Raw genomic sequence first — 12,957 nt, 5'->3', positions numbered from 1 at the left:
GGGCCCCGCCTCGGAGCGCCTCGCCCTGACGGTCTCGGCTCAGGCCCGGCGGCGCGGCTTGAGGCGCACGGTCGGCAGCACGGGCGCGGGGAGCGCGCGTCCGCCGTACCCGTCGACGGTGCCGAACGGTCCCGCGGGATCCGCCCGGGCGATCACGTCGGACTGCCAGCGCTCGCGGGCGGCCGCCACGTCGTCGTGGCTGCGGCCGACGAAGTTCCACCACATCACCAGCTCCTCGGCGAACGGCTCGCCGCCGAGCAGCACCACGCGGGCTCCCGCGTCCCCGGCGGTCAGCACCAGGTGCGAGCGGCCGGGCGTCAGGTAGGCGAGGTCCGAGCGCGGGACGTCCGCACCCTCGACCGCCACGGGGCCGGCGTCGACGAGCACGCCGTACTCCCACGACTCCTCGACCGGCAGCTCGACCCGGGCACCCGGCTCGAGGTCGATCTGGGCGGCGACCAGCGGAGTGAAGGTGCTCGCGGGCACCGACGCGCCCAGCATCCCTCCGACGAAGACGCGCACCAGCGCGCCGGGCAGCTCCACGGGCACGCCGCGGTGGTGCTCGAAGAACGGATCGACGAGCCGCGCCTCCTCGGGCAGCGCGACCCAGAGCTGCACCCCGTGCAGGACGGGCGCGCCCCCGGTCGAGACCTCCGAGTGCGAGATGCCGCGTCCGGCCGTCATCAGGTTGAGCTCGCCCGGGCGCACCACGGCGAGGCTGCCAACGCTGTCGCGGTGCTCGATCTCGCCCTCGAAGAGCCAGCTCACGGTCTGCAGGCCGGTGTGCGGGTGCGGCGGGACGTCCATCCCGGCCTCCTCGCCGAGCCGCACCGGGCCGTAGTGGTCAGCGAAGCACCATGCGCCGATGGTCGAGCGCGAGCGCTGGGGGAGGGTGCGGCGCACCTCGATCGCGCGCGGACCGCCGAGCGGGACGAGCCGCGCCTCCAGGATCTCGACCGCGCCGGACTCGCGAGGGACCGGCTCCGCGGCGACGGGGAGCTCGTCGGGATGCTCCTCCAGGTTGCTCATGCGGGAAGTGTATGCCTTCGCATGGACCGGTGGACGGGACCGTCGCCCGCACCCCTCCGGATCGCGTGCACGCCCAGGGCGAACAGGCCTGCTCACCGGGGGGAGCGCTGGTTACAGTCGACGTATCGGAGCCCACCCCTGCGGGTTCTGTAGGGAGTGACAGCATGTTCGAGAGATTCACCGATCGCGCGCGGCGCGTCGTCGTCCTGGCCCAGGAAGAGGCCAAGATGCTCAATCACAACTACATCGGCACGGAGCACATCCTGCTCGGCCTGATCCACGAGGGCGAGGGAGTGGCCGCCAAGGCGCTCGAGTCCCTCGGGATCTCGCTCGACGCTGTGCGCGAGCAGGTGCAGGACATCATCGGCCAGGGGCAGCAGCAGCCGACCGGCCACATCCCCTTCACGCCTCGGGCGAAGAAGGTCCTCGAGCTGTCCCTGCGCGAAGCGCTGCAGCTCGGCCACAACTACATCGGGACCGAGCACATCCTGCTCGGCCTCATCCGCGAGGGCGAGGGCGTCGCCGCTCAGGTGCTGGTCAAGCTCGGTGCCGACCTGAACCGCGTGCGCCAGCAGGTCATCCAGCTGCTCTCCGGCTACCAGGGCAAGGAGCAGGTCGCCGTGGGCGGTGAGCAGCAGCAGCCTCAGGGGGGATCGCAGATCCTCGACCAGTTCGGACGCAACCTCACCCAGGCGGCGCGCGACAACAAGCTCGACCCGGTCATCGGGCGCGAGAAGGAGATCGAGCGGGTCATGCAGATCCTCTCCCGCCGCTCCAAGAACAACCCCGTCCTGATCGGCGAGCCCGGCGTCGGCAAGACCGCCGTCGTCGAGGGCCTCGCCCAGGCGATCGTGCGCGGCGACGTGCCCGAGACGCTGAAGGACAAGCAGCTCTACACGCTCGACCTCGGCTCGCTCATCGCCGGGTCCCGCTACCGCGGTGACTTCGAGGAGCGCCTCAAGAAGGTCACGAAGGAGATCCGCACCCGCGGCGACATCATCACCTTCATCGACGAGATCCACACCCTCGTCGGCGCAGGGGCCGCTGAGGGCGCGATCGACGCCGCCTCGATCCTCAAGCCGCTGCTCGCCCGCGGCGAGCTGCAGACCATCGGCGCGACCACGCTCGACGAGTACCGCAAGCACTTCGAGAAGGACGCCGCTCTCGAGCGCCGCTTCCAGCCGATCCAGGTCGCGGAGCCGTCGCTGCCCCACACGATCAACATCCTCAAGGGGCTGCGCGACCGCTACGAGGCGCACCACAAGGTGTCCATCACCGACGGCGCGATCGTCTCGGCGGCCAATCTGGCAGACCGCTACATCAGCGACCGCTTCCTCCCCGACAAGGCGATCGACCTGATCGACGAGGCCGGCGCACGCCTGCGCCTCTCGATCCTCTCTGCGCCGCCGGAGCTGCGCGACTTCGACGACCGCATCGCCGTGGTCCGCTCCGCCAAGGAGGCCGCGATCGAGGACCAGGACTTCGAGAAGGCCGCGTCGCTGCGCGACGAGGAGAAGCAGCTGCTCGGTGAGCGCCTGCGCCTCGAGAAGCAGTGGAAGTCGGGCGACGTCAAGGCCACCGGCGTGGTCGACGAGGGCCTGATCGCCGAGGTCCTCGCCCAGGCGACAGGCATCCCGGTCTTCAAGCTCACCGAGGAGGAGTCCTCGCGGCTCGTCTTCATGGAGAAGGCCCTGCACCAGCGCGTCATCGGCCAGGAGGAGGCCATCGCGGCCCTCTCGCGGACGATCCGCCGCACCCGCGCGGGCCTCAAGGACCCCAAGCGCCCCTCGGGCTCGTTCATCTTCGCCGGCCCCACGGGCGTCGGGAAGACCGAGCTGGCCAAGGCGCTCGCCGAGTTCCTCTTCGACGACGAGAACGCGATGATCTCGCTCGACATGTCGGAGTACGGCGAGAAGCACACCGTCTCGCGGCTGTTCGGCGCCCCTCCCGGGTTCGTCGGCTTCGAGGAGGGCGGCCAGCTCACCGAGAAGGTGCGCCGCAAGCCGTTCAGCGTGGTCCTCTTCGACGAGATCGAGAAGGCGCACCCGGACATCTTCAACTCGCTCCTCCAGATCCTGGAGGAGGGTCGACTGACCGACGGCCAGGGCCGTGTCGTCGACTTCAAGAACACCGTCATCATCATGACCACCAACCTCGGTGCTCGTGACATCGCCGGTGGTCCCGTCGGTTTCCAGATCGAGGGCGACAACGCCACCGGCTACGACCGCATGCGCGGCAAGGTCAACGAGGAGCTCAAGAAGCACTTCAAGCCCGAGTTCCTCAACCGCGTGGACGACGTCATCGTCTTCCCGCAGCTGTCGAAGCCCGAGCTGCTCCAGATCGTCGACCTCTTCATCAAGCGCCTGGGCGACCGCCTGCTCGACCGCGACATGACGGTGGAGCTGACGCAGCCGGCCAAGGAGCGCCTGATCGAGGTCGGATTCGACCCGGCCCTCGGTGCGCGCCCCCTGCGCCGGGCGATCCAGCGCGAGATCGAGGACCAGCTGTCCGAGCGGATCCTGCACGGCGAGCTCGGCGCCGGAGACCACATCCACGTGGACTTCGCCGACAACAGGTTCGTCTTCACCACGACCCCGCGCCTGATCTCGATCAGCGCCGGCGCGTCCACCGGAGCGGCCACGGCCGGCCCGGCGACGCCCGACCTGATGTCGTAGCAGGCTGCCGAACGACCCCGTGCCCGTCCCCTCTCGCGAGGGGGCGGGCACGTCGTCGTCCGGGGGTGGGCGCCTGCTCGCAGGATCCCGCGCCCGGTGCGGCCTAGGCTTGTCGAATGGCCGATTGGAAGTACCCGGTGCGCCGCGCGCGCACGAGCGATGTCCCCTTCATCCAGGAGCTCAGCGAGCCGCTCGTGAACGAGCGCATCCTCCTGGGCAAGGACCGCGTGGTGCTCTACGGCGCCGTGCAGGAGTTCCGCATCGCCGAGGACGGCCACGGGACGGCGATCGGCTGCGGTGCGCTGCATGTGATGTGGGACGACATCGCGGAGGTGCGCACCCTCGCGGTCGCGCAGGACTGGCTCGGGAGGGGTGTGGGCCACCACATCCTGGAGCGCCTCGAGAACGACGCGCGCGAGCTCGGCCTGAAGCGCCTGTTCTGCCTCACCTTCGAGGTCGACTTCTTCGCCCGCCACGGCTTCGAGCCGATCGGTGAGAAGGTCGTCGACCCCGAGGTCTACGCCGAGCTGCTCCGCTCTCCCGACGAGGGAGTCGCCGAGTTCCTCGACCTCGCCCGGGTGAAGCCGAACACGCTCGGCAACACCCGCATGCTGAAGACGCTCTGACCGCCGCCACGTCGTAGCCTGTCCCGGTGACTCCGCCGCCCCGCCGCCTGCCCTCCCGGGTCTACCGGCGACGCCGCGCCGGAGTGCTGCTCGCGCTGGTCGTCATCGTCGCGGGCCTGGCGGTGGTGCTGTCGCTGCTCCCGCGGATGACCGGCTCCGACGCCGCGTCGAGCCCCACGCCGACCGTCGTGCTGCCGACGCTCTACCCGACCACCTCGCCCGGTGCGACGCCCGGCGCCGCACCCGCCTGCTCGGCCGACTCCGTCGCCGTCACCGCGGTCACGGACGCCACGAGCTACGCGCCCGGCGAGGATCCGCAGCTCTCGCTCTCGCTGGCCAACATCTCGAGCACCGACTGCGTGATCGACGCGGGCACGAGCAAGCAGGTCTTCACGATCACGAGCGGCTCCGAGCAGATCTGGACCTCCACGGACTGCCAGACCGGCGCGGCCGATCTGCCGGTGCTCCTCCAGGCGGGCCGCTCGGTGATGGGCAGCGCGCTGACGTGGGACCGCACCCGCTCCTCCGCCGACACCTGCTCCGGCGGACGCGAGGCGGTCGAGGCGGGCGGCGCCGCCTACAACCTGTCGGTGTCGGTCGCCGGCATCCCCTCGGGCTCGCCCACGCAGTTCCTGCTCCAGTAGTCCGCCCGGGGGACGTGCCGGGCGTGCGTCGGCGCGTAGCATCGCAGGCATGTGGGGGCTGCTCGGCACGATCCTGTCCGCCTCGACCGGCCGGGCGGGGGTGGTCGCGCGGCGCGCGGCGGCCGTCGCCCTCGCGGTCCCGCTGCTGGTCGGCGGAGCGGCGGCGCAGGCTGTGGCGGCTCCGCAGCCCGTCGCGGCTCCGCAGCCCGTCGCGGGTGCGCAGCCCGTCGCGGGTGTCGTGCGCGCGGATGTGGACGGCTTCCGGTTCTCGGAGTACTCGGCCGACTTCCGTCTCGACCGCGACGAGGAGGGCCGCTCGACGCTGACCACTGTCGAGACCTTCGTCGCCGAGTTCCCGCCGTCGCAGAACCGCGGCATGCAGCGCGCGATCCCGCTCGACTACGAGGGGCACCCGACCGACGTCGACCTGGTGTCCGTCACCGACGGCGACGGGGCGGCGCGGCCGGTCGACACCGAGCGCGAGGACGGCTTCCTCCTGGTCACCAGCGCGGCGGACGAGTTCGTCAGCGGCAGGCAGACCTACGTCTTCACCTACACGCAGCACAACACGACCCTGCCTGGATCCGGCACGCGCAGCGGTGAGGACGAGTTCTACTGGGACGTCAACGGTACGGGCTGGCGCCAGTCCTTCGACCGCTACGACGTGCGCGTCGAGCTCGCCGGGTCGCTGGCCTCCGCCGCGACGGGGACTGTCAGCTGCTACCGGGGACCGGAGGGCTCGACGACGCCCTGTCCGATCGGCCGCGACGGCGCGGTCGTCACGGCATCGGGGGAGTCGCTGGCTCCGGGGGAGAACGTGACCGTGGCGATCGGCTTCGCTCCCGGGACCTTCACGCCGCGCGACGACCGCTACCTCGCCTCCGGCTGGTCCTGGGTGCAGCTGGGCGGCCTCGCCGCGGTCCTGATCGGCCTCGCGCTCGCCGTGCACCGCCGCCGGACCGTGCTCCGCGACGCTCCCGGCCGCCCGACCGTCGTCGCCGAGTACGACCCGCCCGCGGAGGGGCTGTTCCTCTCCGCCGCGCTGCTGCGGAAGACGTCGAAGGCCCCCGCGGCCGGACTCCTGGACGCCGCCGTCCGCGGTCTCGTGCGCATCGAGGAGACGGGGGAGGGGCGGAAGCAGGAGTACGCCGTGCGGGTGCTCGACCCTGCGACGACGCCGACGCGACGCGCGGGACGCCCGCGGCCCCTCGCCTCCGACGACCGCGAGTTCCTCGACATCGCCCTCGGCCGGGCGCCGGGGACGGTGCGTGAGCTCTCGGGCAAGGACAAGGAGTTCGGCAAGGCCGTCGGACAGTTCCAGACCGCGCTGGGCAACCGGGTGACCGAGGCGGGACTGAAGAAGGCCGGGACGATCGGCGGCAGCGTGCTCGTGATCGTCCCGCTGCTGCTGGGTGTCATGGCCGCCTTCCTGGGCGCGATCCTCCTGATGACCCGCTCCTTCGGCGGAGCGCTCCCGCTCGTGCTGATGCTCGTCGCGATCGTCGCGGCCGTCGTCGGGACGATCCTGGTCTCGAGGGTGCCGCTGACGGCCGCGGGCGCGGAGCTGCGCGACCATCTGCGCGGGCTCGAGCTGTACATCCGCCTGGCCGAGGCCGACCGGATCGCGATGCTGCAGTCGCCCCGCGGGGCGGACCGGCGCACGGTCGGACCGGTCGAGGTGGTCGAGGTGACGGAGCGCCTGCTGCCGTGGGCCGTGCTCTTCGGTCTCGAGAAGGAGTGGTCGGCGGAGCTCGCGTCGGCCTACGAGCGCACCGGCGAGGAGCCGGTCTGGTACTCCGGACCGAACGGCTTCCACGCGGCGGGCTTCGCCGGCAGCGTGTCCTCGTTCTCGTCGTCGACGTCGAGCTACGTCGGATCCTCGTCGAGCTCCTCGAGCGGCGGCGCGGGCGGCGGCGGCAGCTCGGGTGGGGGCGGCGGGGGCGGCGGCGGAGGCGGCGTCTAGGGGCAGGCTGCGACGGGCGGCCGCGGCGGAGCGGACGCGTGCGTGGTCGGGCGGAGCTGTCGGGTAGTGCTCTCGGAGCCGGCGTTCGCCTCCGGCGGCGATCCTCGACGATGCGGTGGACGGGGGCGCCCGCGGCTCCGAGCGGTGGACGAGTGCCTGTGCAGCGGGCCGGGGACGCAGCCGTCAGTGCGTGGGGACCCGCTCCGGACGGATGCGCTCGGGAACGGGGACGAGCGCGTGGGTGATCGCGCTCGAGAGGGTGAAGGCGCTGGAGTCGAGGTGCGAGGAGTGCCCGAGTCGTGTCGCTTCGGAGGCGCGCTGCTTCGCTCCGGAGGCGGGCCGGATGTCTCCCGAGAGGCTGATCTCGCCGAACGCGGCGATCCCGGGCCGCAGCGGCGTGTAGGCGTGGGCGGAGGCGATGGCGACCGCGATCGCTAGGTCCGCCGCCGGCTCCATGAGCTTCACGCCGCCGACAGTCGACACGTAGACGTCGCAGCGCCGCAGGGGGATGCCCGCCTGCCGCTCGAGGACCGCGAGGATCATCGCGACCCGGGACGCGTCGACTCCGTTCGTGACGCGGCGGGGGTGCTCGCCGTCGTTCGCGATCACGAGCGCCTGGATCTCGACGGGGAGCGCGCGGCGTCCCTCCATCGCGACCGTGACGCAGATGCCCGGGGTGGGGAAGCGGGTGCGGCTGAGGAACAGACCGCTCGGGTCGGGGATCTCGGCGATGCCCTCGGAGGTCATCTCGAAGCAGCCGACCTCGTCCGTCGGGCCGAAGCGGTTCTTGAGCGAGCGGACGAAGCGCAGCGCCGTCTGCCGGTCGCCCTCGAAGTGGCAGACCACGTCGACCAGGTGCTCGAGCAGGCGCGGCCCCGCGATGGAGCCGTCCTTCGTGACGTGTCCGACGAGCACGAGGGGGAGCGCCCGCTCCTTGCAGACGCGGATGAGGGTCGCGGCGACCTCGCGGACCTGGCTGGGACCGCCGGGCAGGCCGTCGACGGTGTCGCTCGCGACCGTCTGCACCGAGTCGACGATGAGCAGGTCCGGTCGGACCTCGTCGATCTGGCCGAGCACGGTGGCGAGGTCGGTCTCGGCCGCGAGGAAGAGGCTGTCGTGCATCGCGCCGGTGCGCTCGGCCCGCATGCGCACCTGCGCGGCCGACTCCTCCGCGCTGACGTAGAGGACCCGCTGGCCCTCGGCCGCGGCGCGGCTCGCGACCTCGAGCAGGAGGGTCGACTTGCCCACGCCGGGCTCTCCCGAGAGCAGCACGACCGCACCGGAGACGATCCCGCCGCCGAGCACGCGGTCGAGCTCGCCCACGCCGGTGGGGCGGTGCGCCGCCGACGTGGTCTCGATCTCGGTGATGGGCCGCGCGATGCGGCCGGCGGCCGGAGCCACAGCGGCGACCGCGCGGACGAGGCCGGTGCGCTCGGTGCTCTCGATCACGGAGCCCCACTGCTGGCACTCGCCGCAGCGGCCGACCCACTTCGCGGTCGTCCACCCGCACTCCGAGCAGCGGTACGGGGCGGTGCGCGTCTTCGAGGAGGCCATGAGGTCCTTTCGGGGCGGAGGAGGGGGACGAGCGCGACGCTACGGGGGACCCCCGACACCGCCGCTCGTTCGAACGTGTCTTCGACAGTACCGTCGACCACCGACGCCGCGAGCGGGGCGCGCCAGGCCGGGGGAGAGGTCTCGTGGAGGCCGCCTGTGGAGGAGCGTCGTCGCGGAGGAGCGGAGGCGGAGGATCGCGCCTCGGAGAACGACTCCGCCCCGAGCGCCGCTCCGTCGGCGTCGGACGTCTGCGGGAGACTGGGGACATGCCCTCGACAGTGCACGTCCTCAAGTCCGGCCGCCCGCTCGGAGTCAGCTGGTCCGGCCCCGAGGGCGCCGAGCGGGTCGTCGTCCTGGCGCATCCCGCTCCCGGCTCCTCGGACTTCGACCCCGACCCGGAGGCGACCGCGCGCCACGGCGTGCGCCTTCTCTCATTCGACCGCCCGGGCTACGGCGCCTCCTCCCTCCTGACCGACCTCGACCCCGCCGGAGCGGGCGTCGGAGCCAGCCCCGAGCAGGCCGCCGCCGACATCGCCGAGTACCTCGCGACCGTCGGCATCGCCTCCGTCAGCGCCGCCGGCTGGTCGGCGGGAGGCCGCGTGGCCCTCGCGCTCGCCGCGAACTACCCCGGCCTCGTGGAGCGCGTCGCCGTGATCGGCACGCCCGCTCCCGACAGCGCCGTGCCGTGGGTCGGCGACGAGAACCGCGCCGAGCTCGCCCGCCTGGCCGACCTCCCGCTCGACGAGGCCGTCCGCTCGCTCACCCGCACCCTCGAGGGCGCCTTCGGCCCGACCCCCGCCCCGGACGCCCTGCTCGGGATGCTCGGCTCCGGCGACGCCGACACCGCGGTGCTCGAGACCCCCGGAGTCCGCGAGCGCCTCTCGCGCATGCTCGAGCGCGCCGCCGCCCAGGGCGCCCTCGGCATGGCCGCTGATCTCATCGGCTACGGCGTGCAGGAGTGGGGCTTCGCCGTCGAGTCCGCCGAGCCGCCCGCGCTCCTCCTCTACGGCGCCGAGGACGCGGTCGCCGGCCGCCGCCATGCCGAGTGGTACGCCGCCCGGCTGCCCGACTCCCGCCTCGAGGTCGTGCCCGGCCGCGGCCACCTGCTCGCGATCCCGGAGTGGGACCGCGTGCTCGGCTTCCTCCTCCCCGCCTGACGGCGGCCCGTCCGCTCGATTGGCGCGACTTCCGGCCGTCGCGTACACTCGACCCCGGTACCGTGTCCGAGCGGCCGAAGGAGCATGTCTCGAAAACATGTGTGGGCTTGCGTCCACCGTGGGTTCAAATCCCACCGGTACCGCCAACGAGAAGGCCCCCCGCTTCCACGGAAGCAGGGGGCCTTCGTCGTTCCCGGCGAGCTCCGGCGGTCGCGACGTGCGGGTCAGCCGGCGCGGAGCAGCCAGGAGCGGCCGGCGCGCAGGGCCCGGTACAGGCGCGTGAACGCGTGGTCGGCCTCGGCCGAGCCGACGTCCGAGAAGGAGCCCGCCCCGCCCCAGAGCCCGAGCGCGTCGGCGGCCGCCGCCCGTACCTCTCTGCGGGTCGTCGCTCCGGCGAACAGCTCGTCGAGCCGGTCCGCGACGCGGGCCCGCGCGCCGTCCTGCTGCGACCGTGCGACGTCGCGCACCTCGGCGACGGCCGCCGTGATCTCGGCGAGCACAGCGGGGATCGTGCGGTCCATCCTCCTGAGCCTAGGAGCGGGAGCGCGAGCGCTGCGAGGCGGCGTGGGTCAGGAGCGTCGCCACGACTCCGACGAGCACGCCCAGCGCGGTCTCGAGCGCCCGGTCACGCAGCAGCACGAGCTCGTCGACGGGATGCGCGAGCTCGACCATGAGGATCGCGAGCGGAGTGACGAAGGCGAGGGTCAGGCCGTAGTTGCGGCCGACGACGAGCTCGGCGGTCATCTGGAGGAGCACCACCACCACGATCACGGCGAGCGGGGAGAGCGGCAGGGCCAGGAGCGCGGCCGCGATCAGCACTCCGACGATCGTGCCCAGCATCCGGTGTCCCGCGCGCACGAGCCGGGCGCCGGCGTCCGCTCCTGAGACGGCTGCGACGGCGGAGACCATCGCCCAGTAGGGGTGGCCCAGGCCCGTCGCGGTCGGGACGGTGCCCGCCACCAGGACGACGGTCCCGAAGCGGAGCAGGGCGGCGCGCGTCGCCGGACGGGCCGCCGCCGCGCGGAACGAGGTGCGCCACGGCGTCGGGGCGAGGCGGCGTGCGCGGGGGAGCGCGAGACCGCTCAGGCCGACGACGAGCGAGAAGGCGGCGGAGCCCGCGGCGAGAGCGACGGCGAGCGGGATCCGCGAGGGCTCGGACGGGACGGACGCGCACGCCGTGACGGCGAACACCGGGAACAGCGGGCCGGGCGGGTGCCAGTGCAGGGCGTCGCTGAGGTAGGCGGCCGCGACGGTCACGGCGACCACGACGGGGATGATCAGCCAGTCGCGGTGAGGAGAGAGGGAGACGACGGTGCCGAGGGTCACGGTGGTGACGAGGAACGCGGCTGCCGACAGCTGCATCAGCAGGCGCGGCCGGTGCGTGTGCTGGCGACCGTAGAGGGCCGTGAAGGCGCCGAAGGTCGCGTAGAGGGCGAGATCGGTGCGGCCGAGCGCCCAGAGGACGAGCAGCGGGACGGCGATCGAGACGCCGGCGCGCAGGGCGACGCGATGGGCGCCGGCGTGCGGGCCGAAGGCGAGGAGCTCGCGGGGGTGGGGCAGAACGGGGGTGGCGGCCATCGGGTCCTCTGATCGGGGTCCGAGCGGCGGCGGCCGGAGAAGTGTTTCACGGGTGAAGCAGATATACTTTACGTGTGAATCAGTCTGAAAGCCAGCCGGGCGACGCGGTCGACGAGATCAGGGCGGGCTGGGCAATGCTGCGGCCCGAACTCGACACCTCCGCCGTCGACGTCGTCGGGCGGCTGATCCGCGCCTCCGCGCTGATCGTCCGGGCGACGGAGGAGCTGCTCGCCGCCCACGGGCTGACCCGCGGCGAGTTCGACGTGCTCTCCACGCTGCGTCGCGCCGGCGCTCCGCAGTCGCCGACGACCCTCCGGACGATCGCCCTCGCCTCCGCTCCCGCGATCACCAAGCGCGTGCACTCGCTGGAGCGTCGGGGCCTGGTGCGGCGCGCCGCGAACCCGGCGGACGGGCGCGGCTCGCTCATCACGCTGACTCGCGAGGGGGAGGAGCTGGTCGACCGGGCCTTCCACGAGGTGCTCGATGCCGAGCGGGCGCTGCTCTCGGGGGTGCCCGCCGATCTGCGGGCGGAGGCGTCGCGCTCGCTCCGCGCGGTGCTCGCGAGCGTCGAGGCCGCCGCGAGTCGGTGACCCGCGTGGTGACTGCGAGGCGGCGGGCGCTCGCTACCGTGGTCCCATGCGCCTGACCTCGAGCTTCACCGTGCCGACGCGGCCGCCGGTGCTGCAGCTGGTCAAGACGGCGGCGGCCACGGTCGTCACCTGGCTCCTCGCCGGCGTCGTCTTCCCGGGGACGCTGCCCGTCTTCGGCGCGATCGCCGCGCTCCTCGTCGTCGCGCCGAGCATCAACCAGTCGTTCTCCAAGGCCCTCGAGCGCTCGGTCGGCGTCATCATCGGCGTGATCGTCGGATCCGTGATCGGCACGGTGCTCGGCGGCGAGAGCATCATCGTTCTCCTCGCGATCGTGGCCGCGATCGCCGTCGGGTGGGCCGTGCGCCTGACCCCCGCCTCCGCGGTGCAGATCCCGATCAGCGCGATGCTCGTGCTCTCGGTGGGCGCGGTCACGCCGAACTACGCGCTCGACCGCATCCTCGAGACCCTGCTGGGCGCGGCGGTGGGAGTCGTCATCAACGTGCTCATCGTCCCTCCGGTCGTGCTGGCACCGGCCGAGCGGGCGATCGGAGACCTCACCGCTCAGCTCGCCGCCGCCCTCGACGACCTCGGCGACGCCCTCCAGGCCCCCGTCCCGCGACGCCGGCTCGACGAGCTGCTCATCAACGCCCGGTTGCTGCAGACCATGCAGAGCAAGGCGGAGGAGGCGATCGCGACCGGCGAGGAGTCCCTCCGCCTCAACCCGCGCCGCTCCGCCCACCGCGACCGGCTGCTGGCCCTCGACTCCGTCGTCCCGCGGCTGGGGCGCATCGTGACCCGGGTCCGCGGCATGACGCGGACCGTGCACGACCTCTACGACGACGAGCTCGTCGGGGAGCCGACGATCGCCGACATCGCCGTCCAGCTGCACCGGGCCGCCCACGATCTGCGGCTCCTCGTGCAGTCCTCGGTCGACGTTCCCGAGCCGGAGGCGATCACGGACGAGCTGCCCGCTCTCACCGCGCCGCTCGTGATCGCGACTCCGCATCCGCAGCACTGGATCCTGCTGGGGGCGCTCGCCGAGGACCTGCGGCGCATCCGCGAGGAGATCGTCGGCGCGGAGTCCTGACGGGCGGGCGCCGAGTGGCGTCGGCGGGAGGTCTGCTTTCGCGAGCGCTCGGCG

Annotated in this window: 11 protein-coding genes and 1 tRNA gene; 8 read left to right on the top strand and 4 right to left on the bottom strand. The window is 72.9% G+C overall.

All coding sequences use genetic code 11. From position 1 onward, the window contains the following. Nucleotides 1–39: 39 nt before the first annotated feature. Complete coding sequence (locus GTU71_RS09620) at nt 40–1,029, bottom strand: pirin family protein (RefSeq protein ID WP_159939771.1); 990 nt, start codon at nt 1,027–1,029, stop codon at nt 40–42. 164 nt (nt 1,030–1,193) lie between these two features. On the opposite strand from GTU71_RS09620, the gene GTU71_RS09615 reads away from it, so the two are divergent. From GTU71_RS09615 to GTU71_RS09600, 4 genes are all read left to right on the top strand, one after another. Further along, the gene (locus tag GTU71_RS09615) at nt 1,194–3,704 is read left to right on the top strand and encodes an ATP-dependent Clp protease ATP-binding subunit (RefSeq protein WP_104234294.1); all 2,511 of its coding nucleotides are present in this window, start codon (nt 1,194–1,196) and stop codon (nt 3,702–3,704) included. A gap of 116 nt (nt 3,705–3,820) precedes the next feature. After that, entirely contained in the window at nt 3,821–4,330 is a 510-nt protein-coding gene (locus GTU71_RS09610) for an amino-acid N-acetyltransferase (RefSeq protein ID WP_104224089.1), read from the top strand. Nucleotides 4,331–4,356: 26 nt separating this feature from the next. Beyond that, nucleotides 4,357–4,974, top strand: coding sequence for a hypothetical protein (locus GTU71_RS09605; protein ID WP_104224088.1), 618 nt, complete (start codon nt 4,357–4,359; stop codon nt 4,972–4,974). Nucleotides 4,975–5,023: 49 nt separating this feature from the next. Further along, nucleotides 5,024–6,937, top strand: a complete 1,914-nt coding sequence (locus GTU71_RS09600) for a DUF2207 domain-containing protein (RefSeq protein WP_159939769.1) — start codon at nt 5,024–5,026, stop codon at nt 6,935–6,937. A 183-nt stretch (nt 6,938–7,120) separates the two neighbouring features. Here the strand turns inward: GTU71_RS09600 and radA are convergent, their stop codons facing one another. Beyond that, nucleotides 7,121–8,491 carry a DNA repair protein RadA gene (gene radA / locus GTU71_RS09595; RefSeq protein WP_159939767.1) on the bottom strand — a complete coding sequence of 457 codons (1,371 nt, stop codon included), beginning with the start codon at nt 8,489–8,491 and terminating at the stop codon, nt 7,121–7,123. 266 nt (nt 8,492–8,757) lie between these two features. On the opposite strand from radA, the gene GTU71_RS09590 reads away from it, so the two are divergent. Next, nucleotides 8,758–9,648, top strand: coding sequence for an alpha/beta hydrolase (locus GTU71_RS09590; RefSeq protein WP_159939765.1), 891 nt, complete (start codon nt 8,758–8,760; stop codon nt 9,646–9,648). Nucleotides 9,649–9,704: 56 nt separating this feature from the next. Beyond that, nucleotides 9,705–9,794 (top strand) — tRNA-Ser (locus GTU71_RS09585). A 78-nt stretch (nt 9,795–9,872) separates the two neighbouring features. Here GTU71_RS09585 and GTU71_RS09580 read toward each other — a convergent pair. Further along, entirely contained in the window at nt 9,873–10,169 is a 297-nt protein-coding gene (locus tag GTU71_RS09580) for a hypothetical protein (RefSeq protein WP_159939764.1), read from the bottom strand. Nucleotides 10,170–10,179: 10 nt separating this feature from the next. After that, complete coding sequence (locus tag GTU71_RS09575) at nt 10,180–11,226, bottom strand: FUSC family protein (RefSeq protein WP_104345438.1); 1,047 nt, start codon at nt 11,224–11,226, stop codon at nt 10,180–10,182. A gap of 74 nt (nt 11,227–11,300) precedes the next feature. Between GTU71_RS09575 and GTU71_RS09570 the strand changes: the two genes are divergently transcribed. Together GTU71_RS09570 and GTU71_RS09565 are read left to right on the top strand one after the other, a co-directional pair. Beyond that, a complete protein-coding gene (locus GTU71_RS09570; protein WP_159939763.1) occupies nt 11,301–11,816 on the top strand; it encodes a MarR family transcriptional regulator in 516 nt (171 codons plus the stop codon). Nucleotides 11,817–11,862: 46 nt separating this feature from the next. Then, nucleotides 11,863–12,903, top strand: a complete 1,041-nt coding sequence (locus GTU71_RS09565) for an FUSC family protein (RefSeq protein ID WP_104225996.1) — start codon at nt 11,863–11,865, stop codon at nt 12,901–12,903. The last annotated feature ends 54 nt before the right edge of the window (nt 12,904–12,957 follow it).

This window comes from Rathayibacter sp. VKM Ac-2762 (assembly GCF_009866585.1).
In the GTDB taxonomy this organism is placed as follows: Bacteria; Actinomycetota; Actinomycetes; order Actinomycetales; family Microbacteriaceae; genus Rathayibacter.
This window is presented reverse-complemented; position numbering and strand designations above follow the sequence as displayed.

Coding starts and splice junctions, on each gene's coding strand:
- radA (WP_159939767.1), bottom strand. CDS start 8,491: ATGGCCTCCTCGAAGACGCGCACCGCCCCGTACCGCTGCTCGGAGTGC.
- GTU71_RS09600 (WP_159939769.1), top strand. CDS start 5,024: ATGTGGGGGCTGCTCGGCACGATCCTGTCCGCCTCGACCGGCCGGGCG.
- GTU71_RS09590 (WP_159939765.1), top strand. CDS start 8,758: ATGCCCTCGACAGTGCACGTCCTCAAGTCCGGCCGCCCGCTCGGAGTC.
- GTU71_RS09610 (WP_104224089.1), top strand. CDS start 3,821: ATGGCCGATTGGAAGTACCCGGTGCGCCGCGCGCGCACGAGCGATGTC.
- GTU71_RS09575 (WP_104345438.1), bottom strand. CDS start 11,226: ATGGCCGCCACCCCCGTTCTGCCCCACCCCCGCGAGCTCCTCGCCTTC.
- GTU71_RS09580 (WP_159939764.1), bottom strand. CDS start 10,169: ATGGACCGCACGATCCCCGCTGTGCTCGCCGAGATCACGGCGGCCGTC.
- GTU71_RS09615 (WP_104234294.1), top strand. CDS start 1,194: ATGTTCGAGAGATTCACCGATCGCGCGCGGCGCGTCGTCGTCCTGGCC.
- GTU71_RS09565 (WP_104225996.1), top strand. CDS start 11,863: ATGCGCCTGACCTCGAGCTTCACCGTGCCGACGCGGCCGCCGGTGCTG.
- GTU71_RS09620 (WP_159939771.1), bottom strand. CDS start 1,029: ATGAGCAACCTGGAGGAGCATCCCGACGAGCTCCCCGTCGCCGCGGAG.